Raw genomic sequence first — 15,299 nt, forward strand, 5'->3', positions numbered from 1 at the left:
ACCTCTTTCACAATACGGGGTGCATCCCGTAACTTGTTAGTAGTAAATTTTTTTGCTTCGTATAAAGTGCAATTTACTTATAATAAACTCTGATAAATATTGGTCACGTCTATCAAGCTTAACGAATGCCAGTAGAATTGTTGTGACATTAACAGTCAGAAATAGTAGGAATCGGAGCCCAAAATCTACAAACCCAGAAATGAAAGGTAGATTGAAAAATAACAATTGCATAAAACTCAGGACACCTGCAGGAACTATTATTAAAAATTGTCTTGTCGACAGAACCGCAAGAATCGTTTTTTCTTCTTCCGTTAAGTCGATAGGCACAATAATTTCATTCATCTAAATCCCCTCTTTCTTATTTAAAAAGGAGCGGAAGAAATAGTTCTCCACTCCCTTTACCCTTCCTAATTATGCAACTATTTTTGCGATTGCCGGTGCAAGGAAATATGCTGAATAGAACAATAAAGCGCCGCCTAGGCATGAAAATAAGGCTCCCCAAACTTTCCCAATATTTTTGGAAGATATCGATCCAAAAATGATGACTATTGCGATGATTAAGATTGCTAATGTGAATGCAGTACCCCCAATTCCACCAACCATCTTGATAATTGCGATACCAGCTTTATTGATTTCATTATCTTGTGTGGTATAAATTGTGTTATTGATTGGATTTGTTAACAATGTGATTGTGTTCAAAAAGTTCATTGTTTCACCTCCTTCTATGGAATAAAACAAAAAAGCACCGCAAAACAAGAGATTACTCTCGTTTTGCGGTGCTTCCGCTTTAAGTGTATATGTATTTCATTCACAATTATTCTATAAAGTACTAAAAATGTCAATGTAAACTTGTCATTGAAAATAGAGTCTATATCGACAATAACGTAAGAGGCGAGATCAGAATGTCATTGAACCATTTCGATGCAGCTCACGTAAAACAGAATAATTTACACTTGTAAACTCGTTTTCGATTTTATCGTAATTCCATGAGACTTCAATGGTTTTATAATTGAGGTCAAATTGGATGCTCTCGACTTGTTTACTTATTAATAGACATGCATTTTCGTAAATTTCCTTTGGCATTTCACAGTATTCTTCTTCTTCATTTTCAACTTCTTTCAATGCGTCAACGTTTAACTCTTCGTAATTAAATTTATTTAATGTGTTAAAACGGATAAACATGCGAATTGTAGTTTTTTCCATCGAACGTAAGGTCATAGAAACCTCTTTACCCAACATAACACTATAAATATCCTTAGCAATTATCGTATTGTCAGAACCCATTTACTCTTCAACTCCATTTCAATTTCAATTTCAATTTTCAACATAATATTTGAATGAATTTTTCAATTATTTACTTTCATGAGTATATCGGACCAAAATACCTTTTTCAACAATAATATGATAGATTAATCGAATTTTGGCGAAAAATAGTTATTTTATACCATTTTTTTGAAATTAATATCAAAAAATAGTTATTTAGATATTAAACAACATCTTTCCACTCCCTATAAATACTTATATTATTGGTATTCATAGGGAGAGGAAAGAAATCTTCCCTCTTTTAGAATCACAGTATCATTTTACTATGACCCATTTGAAAGTCGGAGTAGCCATGAGCCACCATTTCCGGATCTTCCCAGTGTTGAACAAAAAATGTTCCATCATTCAAGAAGTTTCCTTTCACTAAAAGAAACTCCTTATCTAATTTTTCCAATTGTTCGAGAACATCACCACTTAATTCGACATAATCGTCACTGAATTTTAAGTGATTTCCCTCCTTAAAAAATTGTCCAATCATAATCTGTGGACCTGAACTTCCTTGTAATGGTGTCCATGTAACAGTTTTAGCTACTTTTTCTCCAAATTGTTTTGAAATTGCTTGAAACTCTTCGTCTTTCAGTGGAGTGAAGCCTTCCAAATTTTCATAAATTTCGTAATCTAGTACCTCTAAATCATTCTTGTCTTGCACTTCAACAGATACATCCATTGTCGCTTTTAATAGTTTAGAGATATTATCGATCCCTTCATTACTTGGTTCACTAGCTACCATATTCATGAAAGCAGAGTCTGTTTCTTCAGGCATTTTATCCACGGTATGTATTTCTAAATCGAATGCTGGAATGTATGGTATATCAACATTCACATGTGTCTGCGTGGCAGCAATTACACTTGAAACTTTTGCATTTGATTTTGAAACAGAAGAAACAACAGTAGACGCCCAAGGTGATGGTCTTTTTTCCGCACTAATAGCAGAAAAAACAGGCATAATACCAATCATTATTACAGCAGCAATGATCAGCATGAGAAAAAGAAACGTTCCCATTCTTTGAAACCTCCTGAATTCAGTTTTTATCTATATAAAAAAAGCCCATGAAAGGACGTATATAGATATACGTATCCCTTCATGGGCTTATATTACGATTAGTCAAACCATTCTCCCGCGTGGGTGAACGAAAAAAATTAAGTAGAAAGATATAAGGTAATTATACAGTTCAGACCTTAGAAAAGCAAGGTCTGTCCTGCTCCAAAATCTTCTTTTTTCGCCTTTTTTCTTGGTTTTTTCGGTTTATCTAGCACCTGAACAGAAGGCTTTCTTCTCTCCATTTCCACCTCTTTAGTCGGACTAGAAACAACCACATCTTCTTCGGTTGTAATAGTCTCTTCCGTAACGGTCAATGGGATATTCTCAGGATCCTCTTCTTTAATAGTTTCTTCCTCTTCTTGAACAAGTTCAAGTGGAATTGGATCACTATTCGTTATTTCTATGGTTGGTAGTATATCCTCTACAGTAATCTCTTCCAGTTCCTTTTCAATGACTACTTCAGTGACTTCATTTTCAGAAATGGGTTCCACTGTGTCAGGAGTTATTACATCGTCTAATGAAATTACTTCATCATCATCAATTTCTATAGTTGATTTTCCTGTAAATAAATCATCTAGTACAAAATCCTCTGATTCAGTAACTTCAATAACAGGAGTTGTTGTTATGAAGTCATCCATATCTAAAGCTTCTTCTTCCTCTTCATCATCCAAAGTAGGTAATGCTATCTTTTCAACTGGTATTTCGCGTTCAATTAAAAGTTGTTTAACTGCATTTTGATACGCTGGCCAATCAGTTAGTGTGCAAATACCATCTTTATCTTTGGGAAATAAATCTTGTTTCAACACCAACAAGCCTAATTCTCTTTTTTTGAGTTCATGACTAAAGAGTATTCCCTCTTTCGTTAACTCTTCTGGAAAGTAAAATAGATTTTTTTTCACGATGTCGATATTATCAACCAATCGCTTTTCATCATTTCTACATTCGTCTGGCAAATTTTGAAACCATTCTCCAATCATTCCTTCGACGGATGGAGTTGACAGGTTTATATAACCATTTGCATTGCCATAATCAGCTATCCACCAACCCTTACCTAATTTAGTTGACGTTTCATTTGTTTGATATCCAAATTTCCTAGCAAAACGTTCAATCCATGCCGGTTGAGCTCCTTTAAAGTACGCTCTATAAATGGTACCTTTTCTTGGATGCAAGATTATTGTTACTGGATTACGTCGCAAATAATGATGTTCATCTGTGCCATTTTTTGCTTCTAGCCATTCGAACGTTACCATCCCTTTATGTTCATCCCAAATCATATTGGTCTTTTCCTCCTTAGGAAGCATAGTCAGCGCGAGTATTTCCGCTGGCTAACATCTTCGATGCAAATTCTTGATAATCAAGTCCTTTTTCCAAATCTGTTGTGCCGTCAGTTACAAACTCTTTCGCTAACTGCTCCGCGTCCATCACTACACGATCGATGGCGAGGTCCACCCCAGATTTCTTAGATAATACAAGTGCATGGATATTTGCGTCGATAGTATCAACTCCGATAAGCCATATCACTTCTACTGAATCTTTTTGTCCTAAACGCACCGCACGAGAAAAACATTGTTCTATTTTCTTTGGGTTAAATTCAAGGTCATATAATATTACTCCTTTTGCTTCAGTTAGCGTGTAGCTTTCAGCTCCTGTACGCATAGTCATCACAAGGATTGATAAATCATCATTTGGATTTTGAAATCTAGCCATTAATTCATGACGGTAGTCCATTGCGACACTACCATGAATATAAGCTGCTCGCATCCCTGGAGAAACGGAGTCTAAAATAACTCCTAACTCTTCTGCCGTTTTTTTATGAGCTGTAAAAATCAGCATTTTTTTCCCTGTTCTCGCATACTCACGAATTTTATCCTTAACTGTCGTAAGTTTAACTGGCTCTGTCATAGACTTAGCATCATAATCTTCTTGAACCCAAGGACAAGATGCTACTTTACGGAGTTTATCTAACCAAGAACATACCTCGATTGTAGAAATGCGATATTTATCCCCTCGCATCTCAGCGGCTTCTTTTTTAAGATGTTCTTCTTGATACCATACACGAAACTCTTCCAAGCGTTTATCGTATAAAGTTCTCTCTGCCTCACTCAATACGAGATGTAAGCGGTGGTGTGTGGGAGCAGGAACATTAATCTCGCTCTTTACATCCACGTCCGTTTTTTTCTTACGTAACATAAACAAATCAAGGAGTTCCCAAAGTTTTTCTTGATTAGATACACGAGCTTCGATACTTTTTGTGTCCATCAATGCTTTTTGAGTTCCTCCACCAAAGTAAGCGCGGAAATGCTCTTCTCCTTTTTTCCCATATCCACGGAATACTTCTTTTTCATAAGGATCTTCAAAGTGATGACTGTCGCCATAAACCCATTGAAGAATCCAATATAAATCATCTGTACCGTTTTCTGCAGGCGTTCCAGAGAGTGCAATACGAGTTTTAGTTTTGATTGCTCGTATAGATTTTGAAGTCAGATTTGCTCCATTCTTAATCTTATGTGCCTCGTCAATTGCAGCTGCGTCATAACTTCGATCAATAAAACGGAAAAGACCTTTTTTTCGTTCTTTTACGACGGTGTAACCACAACCACAAAATAACTGTCCCTTTTTCCACGTTTTGTTGCATCTCGTACAATCTTCTGGCAACGTATCTCTCGTATATAAATCCTCAGAATTTTTATGTGATTTGTTACAAGCTTTACAATGTTGACGTTTCATATTCCAATAAAATGTACTATTGCAAGTGGGACATGAAGTGTATTCTTTCTCCTTAAAAATGATGGATTCTTGTTTCCATTTTTCATACGAAACTAAATGTATACGCTTATCCGATTTCATATCCATTCGATTCATTAATTTAATATAATCATTTTGAAATCCTAATAAGTGAATCTCTCTTTCCCAATCGGAAATATTTCGACTCATAGTAACAATTAGGATTTTTTTGTTTTCCTCACGCGAAGTTAGTCCAATTAAGGTTGTCATAGTTTTTCCTAAACCCATATCAAACCCCAAGACTAAACGTTTTTTTGAACCAATCAACGCTGCTCCTGCTTTTTGATATTCAAATACATGACGTCCATCAGATAGCTTTCCGCTATAAGCATTTTGAATGCGTTGAAATGCCAACTTGTATGCAGGCTTATTCTCATAATCTATTAGACTAATACCTTCACTACCATACTTTCTTTTCTTTGATTCCAATGTATCCAACACAAAATTGGGTGTTTCAACATTTAAACCCCAATTATTCAAAATGGGGAATACCTTATGCTCTTTGAAAGGTTCATCTGTTCTCGTAATAAGTGAATGCCAATTAAAACTGTTAACGACTTTCTTTTTACGCTTTGTATGTCCCTTTTCCAAAATATCGTAAAAGTGAGTAGAAGTACTTAGCTTATTATTATGCATCGCTTCGTCTGCGCGAATATTTTCTTCTAATTGGTCGCCTTCAAAGAAAAGACCTGTTTTGTTGTATGTTGTTGTTAGCATAATTAGAAAGACACTACGAATATTTTCGTAGTGCCTTTTCACCTCCTTATATCGAGTTAGTTACTGTTTTGCATATTGTGCAATCAGTGATTTTATATCATCATTACCTTCGTTTAAGATTGTTAATGGTTTGTCATTACCATCTAAACAAAGTACGACTTCATCTGAGCGATACAGAGATAAGCAAAATTCTAAATGATCACTATGAACAGTGAATTCTAAATCATCTCCTTCAATCATTGCTCCTATTTGTTCAATCAGCACTCCTGGAAGTTCCACAAAAGCTTTGGTCCCTTCTTTACGGAACACCATAATTGATTCTTTTACTGCTAGACGCTTAATACGTCGAGCGGTACTTAAAAGTTCTAAACGGTCAACTCTCCACAAGGTAGAAGTGCCCTTTTCATTCGCAAACTTCGAATCAATGTCAGGAAACTCTCCAACCAAAATACGTGAGATCGCTCTTGTATGACCACATTCAAAAACTAATAATGTTTTAGCGGCATTGAGTGATACTTTTACATCACCATCTGACGATAAAATTTCAGCTAATCCTAAAATAGTCTCCGACGGAATAGAAGCTGTAAAATCTCCAAACCAATCTATTCCTGGTACACGATATGTAACTGCTCTGGCACCGTTGGATGCACGTACATTTACTATACCTGTATCTTCTTTTGTCATGAAAAGACCACGTAAAGTAGGAAAGCGTTGCGCACTACTATTCCCTTCTAATGCTGTAAATGATGGAATAGTTCTACTCATTAATTGCACCTTACCAGGGCTCCATTGCACACTTTCGACAATACTTGGCATATCAATTAATGGTGCAGTTTCAGGAATTGTATCCATGGAAATTTTTGAAGAACGGCCCCATTTCAAAAATAGTCGTTCATTTTCTGTTTCTACTTCTGCTGTAATGATTTCATCATCTGGTAAAGCACTTACTTTAATGTCGAGTTCATGAACAGATGTTGCGAAAGCAAATGGGGCAATAACCTCACACTCTACTTTCTTTTCCACTTGCAAATCATCCCCCACAAAATAGAAAACAACTTCGTTTGCTACTGTAGAAGAAACAAACACGCGTGATTCTCCTAGACGTGCTCGCTTTGCTCCTTTCGTTAAACCTCCAACAACTTGCTGTAGTAATTCTCCTTTGATCTTGAACATAAGTATGTTCCTCCTTAAAAAAGTTTTATTGTATTCAGAGAACGCAAAAAAAACACTTTGAATACAATGTCAAACTGTCTAATAGACAGATGAACACTTGTAAACAAAGTGTTTTCGGTAAAACGTCTCTCCCGCATGGGTGAGATGATTAGGTTGCGTACAATAAATATAAGGTAATCATATCATAAATTATTTTATAAGAAAAGATACGTTCTCCTAGGTAGGAAAATTAAAAGTTCAATTATGTGAATATATGTTACTTACAACTTCTTTACAAATAGCTTGTAGATATTCATCTTTAAATTTCTTTGGGCTAACTAATTTATCATATGTTCGTTCTTGATACTTTTGATAATCCATTAATTGTAGATATATGGCTTCTTTTGTCTCCTCTGCACTTGTTCCAAGTAACTCTTTCAACTCTTTTACTTTAAGCATATGTGCTTCTATTTCCTCTATCGGTTTATCGAAACGTTCTCTTTCTGCTTCTTCATTATTTCCTTTTAAATTCTTTAATGTTTCCTCTTGTTTATCGATTTTTTTAGGTGTTTCTATTGAGGAAGAAGCGTAATTGTCTTCGATAGCTTTTATTACATATGCTGCTGGATTTTTAACTTCCCCTAAATGCATTTTATCTTTCGTGTAAGCAATATTTAGTTCAATTTGTTCTTTGCTATATTTATCAATTATTTCACTCATGACTTTTGGCTTTAATCCAAATTCGCTTAACCTGTTTTGTTCTTCTAATACCGCGTCAATTATTAAATTTTTTATAGGCTCTTTTGGACCATTTCGATAAATATGAAATTCAATTTTATCGACGGATCTTCCTTTTTTTATTTCAACAAAATCAAAATAAATATCTGACTCTGCTTTTAATTCTTTTTGAGCTTGTAAGATAATACGTTGCTTAAAGTTTGCGTATTTCGGGTACTGGTCTGGCTCAATCCCCATCTTTGCTCTTAAATCTTGTAATGTAATAACACGAATCGAATTTAAATTTACTCTCGATTTTAATAACTCATATAATCGTAAAGAATAAATACTTTTTAAGTTTGTAATATTAAAAAGTTTATAAGAAGTGAAGTTGCTTGTGAGGGATAACAAATACTGCTCCCAGAACTTATGAATTTCAATCGTAATCGTGCCTTTATTGTCGTTATAGTTTACCAAAGATAACCATGTGAATTGATATGTTTGATTTTCTATAGTAATAGCGATTGGTTTTTTAAATAAATCTAAGGTAATTTTCTTTAATTCTAGATAACCTGATTTCCCCTTTAGTTCCAAAAGATCTAGGAATTCTTTGATAGGGAAAGAATATGTATGTGTTTTTGTGTCACTTGGTTGTATATTTGAAAAGATCGTTTGAATCAATTTAAATTCAGAAGAAGAAAGTTTATAAGCTGCTTCAATTAGTAAATTCGATTTTGTAACAGTGTTTTCTTTACTTATTATTAATGCTAATTCTTCTACTTTTTCTGTCATTCCAAACACCACCTATCAATAATAATGATAGTATAACATAAAAACAGGTGTGTTATATTTTGATTATAAGTACCAAATCCGTTATAGTTCCGTCCTCGTACCATTTTTGTTATAGTTCGTACCAAATCCGTTACCTTTCGTTTTTTCGTACCATTTTCGTTATAGTTCGTACCAAATCCGTTATCTTTTGTGTTTTCGTACCATTATCGTTATATTTCGTACCAATTTCGTTATAATTCGTACCCCAAATCTGTTATCTTTTGTACCATATTTGTTATCTTCTGTACCATTATTGTTATCTTTCGTACCAAAAACGTTATCTTTCGTACCATAATCGTTATATCTAGTACCAAAAACGTTACCTTTTAACTCTATTAATCTATGTGTAACAAGGGATTCAGAGATTAGCAAACAATTAAACATACAAACAATTGAAACAATTAAACAATATAAACATATTGTATATAAACAACTAAACAATGAATCTACTAAGTTGTTGTTACTAATTAAATTATATTAAGAGACTTACAATAAATATTATAGTGTTGGTTTGAAATAAAGATTGATTAAAAACACAGCTAAAAATGCTGATTCTAATAAAAAATCATAGCCCCTTATTTGAACAATGATTGTTCAAACAGGGGCTGTTTTTCATACCAGTATTGTGCTTTTTGTAATAAAGATTTAAGAGTTTTTATTTGTTTACAAATGATTTATATCCGTACTTTCTATCTTCAAGTATCCCATTAAAAACTAAAGATTTAACTTCATCAATCGGACTTAATGATCTGAACGTCATTATATCTGCCCAATTAACCAAATGTTTCCCTTCAACATTTTCCTTTGCAATATATTCTCTCATTTTTCTTTCGTAAACATATTCTAACTCCTCATTCATATTTTCTTTTAATTTTAATAACTTTGATTGCAAATAATTAAAGATTACTATTGCATAATCCAGTGTTTCTTTTTCAGTTGGGAAGTAACCTTTATGAATAACTTTATTTCTAAACTCTACTTGTTTGGTTGTTATTAATTCAGGAGCGAATTTATAAACTGATAGATATAGCATTGTATATGCACCTAATTGTCGTTCCGATGAGTTACTAATTTTGCTCCATGCTTTATCGTATTCAGATGTTTTATTTTGCATTAGCCATGGACTCGTATTTTTTGTATTAAATAACTTTTGGATGAATATTTCAATTGAAAACTCATGAAATCTCTCAATGCTAGTCGCAAAATTGGAAACGGCTTCTCTATAATAACCATCCAGCATTGCATAAATTCCCATTTCAAATAATAACTCGAACTTATGTGACTTATAGAAAATAATAGATTCATGACCATAATCGCACTTAATAGAATAAGTATTATCATCCCTTAATTCAAAGCTATATTCTTTTTTAAGATCTGGATCATTATTGCATTCAATACAAGATAGTTTGATTTTCACTTTTATTCCTCCCAAATTTTCCTTATTCTATCTACATTTTAAGCTTATTTTCACTTCGTTCTATCGTACCTAAACCATATAAGAAAAAAGAGCCGTCTGAACAGGTTTTATTAAATGTTCCTTATACGCTCTGTGATTTAACATCAATGTCCACTTAAAACTTTTGCCATCATCACTAAAACTATAATTAAAAATATAGCAATAACAATAAGACATCCACATCCTGATCCATTGGGATGTCTATCACCGCAATTTGGACACATTTCTGCACGAAAAGATACTTCTTTACCGCAGGATCTACAACGACTGAGTTTCGAACTAATTTTATTTTTATTCACCTTCATTACCATATTTATTCCCTACTTCCATAAGTTCTATCATATTTCCTATTTTACTATAGAGGTTGTAGAGAATGTGCAGAATTTACTATATTCCCATATAAAATAACTTAGCTAATGCTGCGTCTAATGTTCCGACTACAACAAAAAAGCCAACTATTTAAATAATATTTACTCCGCGTTTTTTGTGTTTATTTTCATAAAAGGTAAAACTAAGGTAACAAATAAGTCTTAAATCGCAGAGATATTTTGTATATAAGACAAACAATTATTTGAAAATAAGGAGAAATTGTCGATTGGTGAGACTTGGCTATCCTACATGCTTAAAAAACACTAAATGGAGGTTTAATAATGGGAAATAGAATTATGGAAGAAAGAATTAAAGCGTTTATGGAACGTGAACAAGCTCTAATGAAAAAATATGGTTATATAGTTCATAATGTGTTTGAAACTGGCAAAAAAGAATTTGATGGGTTGGCTAATAATCATACTCATGGAATAATAGAAAATTTTGGTCATGATGATTTTCAAATAGTAATACCATTTGAACAAAAAGAAACTATTTTACTGTTTTATCATTTAGTTGAATTGATTAAAAAAGGAGAAACTTTTGAACCTGATATTGAATACAAAAATATTATTCAAAATGGCTCCGTGCATTTTAAAGAGTTTGAGGACGATGGTAGAAAGATTTTGCGATTAATCTTGCCAGATGAAAAAGGAAAAATGCCAAACGACGAGGATTGCTCAGAAATATATAAGAAGCAATACAACGAATTAAAAATTGTGTAATGAAATATTTTTAGGTGGAGGTATACATTAGTGAAATGGTCATTTAATTATTTAGGGGATAAAGATAATAGGCAATACTTTTGCATAACAACAGATGACGGCACTGAAAGAGGTCAAGGAATAAGCGTAAGATTTCATTACTATTCAAGACAGTTAGACGGCAGTTTGAAGTCATTAAACTATATGGAAATCCCAATCTTCGGTCATAAACCTAGTAAAGAAGAAGCAAAAAAACTAATGGATATAATAACAAGATTCTTTCACGGGTGGCTTCCCTATAATATGATCATATCGAATTAATAAAATAAAACAGACAGTGAGTTAATATTAACTCACTGTCTGTTTTATTTTATGCTGCAGGTTTCGTCAAAAAGAATCTTTCTAATCCCAACAAGTAATGTTGATTGGAAAAGAATGCTCTACCTAATTCATCTGCTAAAGATTGTAATAGAATTAACTCGTTCCATTTATAACGAGGTAGCTTCTCCACATTCCAAACATTTGGTTTGGATTGTTTCCCTAACCACATTGCCTTTACATAGGATTGAATTAATTTAATGCTAATGAGTTGTCTCGGTTTATCATGAAACTGTTCAGCCCAAGCCGTTTGTACGGATAATAAGGCTAGCATAGTGTCTTGATGAAAGGTTTCTCTAACTAAAACCACCCATCCCTCTACTTCCTCTTGATAGGCTTCAAATTCTTCAATGTCTTGCAACACGGTATTCAAAATCGGAAGTGAAGGATAGTTGTTATACCCCTTCCCCCTTGCTATACGCTCTAAGGAATGCTTCTTCGTCATTTTAACCGATTGCACACGGGACAAAATGGTGGGTAGAATCACATCTCTATTTTCCGCGACCAATATGGCTAACGTATCTTGAGAAGGTTCCTCTAAGAATTTCAGCAAAGCATTGGAAGATTGTGCGTTTAATTTATCGGCATGTCGAATGATAAATACCTGTTTACTCCCCTCAACACCTTTATATGCTGCTTCTTTCTTTAACCCACGTATTTGGTCAATCTTGATCGTTTGACCGTCTGGCTCCACAATAAACACGTCTGGATGATTATGATTGGTGATTCGTCTACAAGAAGAACATGTCTCACATGGTTCACTCTCTCCACTTATACAAAAGAGCAACTTGGAAAGCCATAATGCAAACGGATAACCATCTCCTTCAAATAAATACGCATGAGCTAAATGGTTGTTTTTAACTAGCTGTTGAAATTGTTCTTTCAGCATGGTTTTACAGCTCCTTATTAAGAAAACAAGAGGAAAGGATCCCCTTGTTTAACTGTTTTTTTGTTTAATCACATTTGTTATTCGTTCCCATTCTTGATCAGACACGACAACCAATTGAAGTGCTCGTAGCTGTTCCTCCAGAATGCTTTCGACTCTACTTTTATTCGTGATTTTATTCATCAACTTCACGGTTATTGGGTTAGGATGCGACATAATAAGATTCGTATCACTTACCGCAAGAACCTTGAACTCTCGAAACAAAGTATGAACAGATAATCTTTCAATTTTTATCATCTCTGAAATGTTATTTGAAACCTTCATAAATTCAGATCTCAATTCCTTTGAACATGCAGATAAGAGTTCTAATACTTCTGCTTCGTATTCTGTTAATACTACTGCTTGTTCAGTAGATTCAACAGGTTCAATAAGTTCATAATTTTCGTTATCCTCGATAGCTGGTGGAATGTTGTGTTCATCAACCCAATGGGTCCAATCTTCCGGTCTATTTAAAGATTGGTCAATAAAACCATTCACATCATTAATAACAACACTATCATTAGATGGACCTGTTTCTAAATCCACTTTTTCTGATACCACTAAATTATCCTGGTCTTCCATTTCAGTTTTTACATGAGGTTCTTCCACTATTTCAGTACTTGACTCAACAACTGCTATAGTGCCTTCAGAAGATAAGGATTTTTCCTTCAGCTCTTCGAATGATGGAATAGAGGACAAATCTTGCATTAAATCAGTCATGGTGAAAGAAGGTATTTCGATTGGTTCTTCTTTCCCTACTTTTTCGTCTACCGTAATCTTTTCTTCAATTGGTAGTTGAATTTCTTGAGAAGGTAATCGTTCCACTGTAGCTGCTATTTCTGCTTCTACAAGCGGTATACTAACCTCTTTATCAATGGAAGGTACAATAGCTACACCTTGAGCCACAGCTTGTTGTAAATCCTTTACAGCCTGTTTTAAAAGAGCAATCTCTGCATGAACATCTGAACTATTATCGTTCGACATTTGCACGACTGCCATTTCGACCAATAACTGTGCATCGTGATGGAATTTTAATTTCCCCATTGTATCTTGCAATACTTCTAAATAATGATAAATGAGGGCCGATTCCACATTACTAGCAATCGTCTCAAAGTTCCCGTCTGTTAGCCCCTTTTTTAAGGTCGCCTTTTTCCCTAGCTTTTGATGTAGCAGAATGTCACGATAGTAGATCATCATTTCTTCTACAAAAAACTTTGGTTCTTGTCCACTTTGGAAACATAAATTGAAATGCTCTAAGGCACCTTCTGTATCTTTATTGGCAATGAACTGAATCAACTTCCCAATTTTGCGAGTATCGACTGCTCCTGTTAGGTTAATAACGTCTTGCAAAGTTACCTTTCCAGTAGCATGTGAAATCGCTTGGTCCAGTAAACTAAGAGCATCGCGCATTCCACCTGCAGCAATTTGTGCAATCAGTTGTAATGCTTCATCATCAATTTGAGCCTCTTCTTGTGCCACAATAGAATTCATACGTTCCACAATGTCTTGTTGTGAAATACGACGGAAATCGTATCTCTGGCATCGAGATAGAATCGTTAATGGGATCTTATGTGGTTCAGTCGTAGCTAAAATGAAGACAGCATGAGCGGGAGGTTCTTCTAACGTTTTTAGAAGCGCATTAAACGCTTGCGTTGTAAGCATATGTACCTCGTCAATGATGTACACTTTATATTTTCCGAAAACTGGAGCATAGATTACTTTTTCACGAAGTTCACGAATTTCATCAACTCCATTGTTACTAGCTGCATCCATTTCCACAATGTCTGGGTTAGAATCTTTACAAGAATCACATTCTCCGCAAGGCTCTAAACTATTCGGTTGTAAACAGTTTAACGCCTTTGCTAAGATTTTAGCTGAAGACGTTTTCCCTGTACCTCTTGGTCCTGAAAAAAGATATGCGTGCGATACCTTATTAGTTTTTAATGCGTTTAATAAAGTCGTTTTAATCGCATCTTGGCCTATTAAAGAATCAAATCCTGTAGGTCTATATTTACGATACAATGCTAGATGTTGCGCCATTGTTAGTCATCTCCTTAAAAAAGTTTTGGTATTCTTTTTCGACATGATTCGACACAAACCTTGCTTGTGCAGTACCATATCGTGCATTAAAAAGTATTTCTTCTTGAACAATCTCACCTGAATAGAAAAGGTTATTTAAGAAGGTATTAGTCATCTGAGCTGCCATTTTATTCGTTGCAGATCGTTGTGGATTATTTAAGATTAAATCTCCACAAGATTGTGTTGGAAAAACACTCTCTGCATCTTCTAAAACACTTGGATATACATCGGCAAGAGGAGGTAAAAAAACTTTCCCCTTTTCTTTATAACCACATACAACTTGGCCAGAAAAGCCAGATGTTCGTATCTTTTCTTCAGCATTCGTATCTCCTACTAACTCTTCCTTCAAGAGCACCCCTTCTACACCAACATCGATGTATAGTAGATGTTCTACTTCTTTGGAATGAAAGTATTCGTGGAGTAGCATACGAGTTCGATTATTATCAACAAGACCTACTAATACAGGTATGTCGTTCGGTCCTTTAAGTGCAAATATGGCATTTAATTCTTCTAATGTAGTTACATACATATCAAAAGAACGCACATCCACCTTATAATGAGTACCATAACGATCAGCTAAAGCATCCGTCTTTGATAATCCTATATCTTCCGAATCAAATAATTGATTAGCAAGATTTTTCTTCTCTACTTTATCTCCATCTACTAATGCCACTTTCGCCAGGGGATAATAAGAACGATAATTATTTTTTGGTGCATAGGTTGCTATATCTTGAAGCAAATTACGCACGAAATGACTTCCATTTGCACCTGCTCCAATACATACGATAAAATATGTTGCATTTTCATCCGTAATCTTCATTGAAT

At 34.3% G+C, this 15,299-nt stretch carries 14 protein-coding genes; 2 read left to right on the forward strand and 12 right to left on the reverse strand.

Translation table 11 applies throughout. The annotated features are described in order from the left end of the window. Positions 1 to 36: 36 nt before the first annotated feature. The 9 genes from MHH81_RS20715 to MHH81_RS20755 all read right to left on the reverse strand — a co-directional run bounded on the left by MHH81_RS20715 (position 37) and on the right by MHH81_RS20755 (position 9,983). Positions 37 to 342, reverse strand: coding sequence for a PrgI family mobile element protein (locus tag MHH81_RS20715; protein WP_340925514.1), 306 nt, complete (start codon positions 340 to 342; stop codon positions 37 to 39). 69 nt (positions 343 to 411) lie between these two features. Then, positions 412 to 708, reverse strand: a complete 297-nt coding sequence (locus MHH81_RS20720) for a hypothetical protein (RefSeq protein ID WP_340925516.1) — start codon at positions 706 to 708, stop codon at positions 412 to 414. A 189-nt stretch (positions 709 to 897) separates the two neighbouring features. After that, the gene (locus MHH81_RS20725) at positions 898 to 1,284 is read right to left on the reverse strand and encodes a hypothetical protein (RefSeq protein WP_340925517.1); all 387 of its coding nucleotides are present in this window, start codon (positions 1,282 to 1,284) and stop codon (positions 898 to 900) included. Positions 1,285 to 1,570: 286 nt separating this feature from the next. Beyond that, positions 1,571 to 2,326, reverse strand: a complete 756-nt coding sequence (locus tag MHH81_RS20730; protein WP_340925519.1) for a hypothetical protein — start codon at positions 2,324 to 2,326, stop codon at positions 1,571 to 1,573. A 176-nt stretch (positions 2,327 to 2,502) separates the two neighbouring features. Further along, a complete protein-coding gene (locus MHH81_RS20735; protein WP_340925521.1) occupies positions 2,503 to 3,639 on the reverse strand; it encodes a hypothetical protein in 1,137 nt (378 codons plus the stop codon). 16 nt (positions 3,640 to 3,655) lie between these two features. Then, complete coding sequence (locus MHH81_RS20740) at positions 3,656 to 5,866, reverse strand: DEAD/DEAH box helicase (protein ID WP_340925523.1); 2,211 nt, start codon at positions 5,864 to 5,866, stop codon at positions 3,656 to 3,658. Positions 5,867 to 5,926: 60 nt separating this feature from the next. Then, positions 5,927 to 7,039 carry a hypothetical protein gene (locus MHH81_RS20745; protein WP_340925524.1) on the reverse strand — a complete coding sequence of 371 codons (1,113 nt, stop codon included), beginning with the start codon at positions 7,037 to 7,039 and terminating at the stop codon, positions 5,927 to 5,929. Between the two features lie 237 nt (positions 7,040 to 7,276). Continuing rightward, positions 7,277 to 8,527 carry a replication initiation protein gene (locus tag MHH81_RS20750; RefSeq protein WP_340925526.1) on the reverse strand — a complete coding sequence of 417 codons (1,251 nt, stop codon included), beginning with the start codon at positions 8,525 to 8,527 and terminating at the stop codon, positions 7,277 to 7,279. A 694-nt stretch (positions 8,528 to 9,221) separates the two neighbouring features. Then, positions 9,222 to 9,983: a hypothetical protein gene (locus MHH81_RS20755; RefSeq protein ID WP_340925527.1), complete on the reverse strand. Its 762-nt coding sequence runs from the start codon at positions 9,981 to 9,983 to the stop codon at positions 9,222 to 9,224. 689 nt (positions 9,984 to 10,672) lie between these two features. On the opposite strand from MHH81_RS20755, the gene MHH81_RS20760 reads away from it, so the two are divergent. Then, a complete protein-coding gene (locus MHH81_RS20760) occupies positions 10,673 to 11,113 on the forward strand; it encodes a DUF4262 domain-containing protein (protein ID WP_340925529.1) in 441 nt (146 codons plus the stop codon). A gap of 30 nt (positions 11,114 to 11,143) precedes the next feature. Beyond that, a complete protein-coding gene (locus tag MHH81_RS20765; protein ID WP_340925531.1) occupies positions 11,144 to 11,413 on the forward strand; it encodes a hypothetical protein in 270 nt (89 codons plus the stop codon). Between the two features lie 49 nt (positions 11,414 to 11,462). Here MHH81_RS20765 and MHH81_RS20770 read toward each other — a convergent pair whose 3' ends face one another. Genes MHH81_RS20770 through MHH81_RS20780 form a run of 3 tightly spaced genes read right to left on the reverse strand, consistent with a single transcriptional unit; the run spans position 11,463 to position 15,294 of the window. Next, positions 11,463 to 12,359, reverse strand: a complete 897-nt coding sequence (locus MHH81_RS20770) for a DNA polymerase III subunit delta' (RefSeq protein ID WP_340925533.1) — start codon at positions 12,357 to 12,359, stop codon at positions 11,463 to 11,465. Between the two features lie 48 nt (positions 12,360 to 12,407). Further along, positions 12,408 to 14,435, reverse strand: a complete 2,028-nt coding sequence (dnaX, locus tag MHH81_RS20775; protein ID WP_340925535.1) for a DNA polymerase III subunit gamma/tau — start codon at positions 14,433 to 14,435, stop codon at positions 12,408 to 12,410. Continuing rightward, on the reverse strand, positions 14,407 to 15,294 hold the full coding sequence (locus tag MHH81_RS20780; RefSeq protein ID WP_340925537.1) for a ThiF family adenylyltransferase: 888 nt from the start codon (positions 15,292 to 15,294) through the stop codon (positions 14,407 to 14,409). Before MHH81_RS20780 ends, dnaX begins: the two co-directional genes overlap by 29 nt. Positions 15,295 to 15,299: the final 5 nt, after the last annotated feature.

The sequence above is a fragment of the Psychrobacillus sp. FSL H8-0484 genome (assembly GCF_038005325.1).
Taxonomy (GTDB): Bacteria; Bacillota; Bacilli; order Bacillales_A; family Planococcaceae; genus Psychrobacillus.

Excerpts from the sequence above, each read along its gene's own strand:
- MHH81_RS20715 (WP_340925514.1), bottom strand. The coding sequence starts at position 342 with ATGAATGAAATTATTGTGCCTATCGACTTAACGGAAGAAGAAAAAACG.
- MHH81_RS20720 (WP_340925516.1), bottom strand. The coding sequence starts at position 708 with ATGAACTTTTTGAACACAATCACATTGTTAACAAATCCAATCAATAAC.
- MHH81_RS20725 (WP_340925517.1), bottom strand. The coding sequence starts at position 1,284 with ATGGGTTCTGACAATACGATAATTGCTAAGGATATTTATAGTGTTATG.
- MHH81_RS20730 (WP_340925519.1), bottom strand. The coding sequence starts at position 2,326 with ATGGGAACGTTTCTTTTTCTCATGCTGATCATTGCTGCTGTAATAATG.
- MHH81_RS20735 (WP_340925521.1), bottom strand. The coding sequence starts at position 3,639 with ATGATTTGGGATGAACATAAAGGGATGGTAACGTTCGAATGGCTAGAA.
- MHH81_RS20740 (WP_340925523.1), bottom strand. The coding sequence starts at position 5,866 with ATGCTAACAACAACATACAACAAAACAGGTCTTTTCTTTGAAGGCGAC.
- MHH81_RS20745 (WP_340925524.1), bottom strand. The coding sequence starts at position 7,039 with ATGTTCAAGATCAAAGGAGAATTACTACAGCAAGTTGTTGGAGGTTTA.
- MHH81_RS20750 (WP_340925526.1), bottom strand. The coding sequence starts at position 8,527 with ATGACAGAAAAAGTAGAAGAATTAGCATTAATAATAAGTAAAGAAAAC.
- MHH81_RS20760 (WP_340925529.1), top strand. The coding sequence starts at position 10,673 with ATGGGAAATAGAATTATGGAAGAAAGAATTAAAGCGTTTATGGAACGT.
- MHH81_RS20770 (WP_340925533.1), bottom strand. The coding sequence starts at position 12,359 with ATGCTGAAAGAACAATTTCAACAGCTAGTTAAAAACAACCATTTAGCT.
- dnaX (WP_340925535.1), bottom strand. The coding sequence starts at position 14,435 with ATGGCGCAACATCTAGCATTGTATCGTAAATATAGACCTACAGGATTT.
- MHH81_RS20780 (WP_340925537.1), bottom strand. The coding sequence starts at position 15,294 with ATGAAGATTACGGATGAAAATGCAACATATTTTATCGTATGTATTGGA.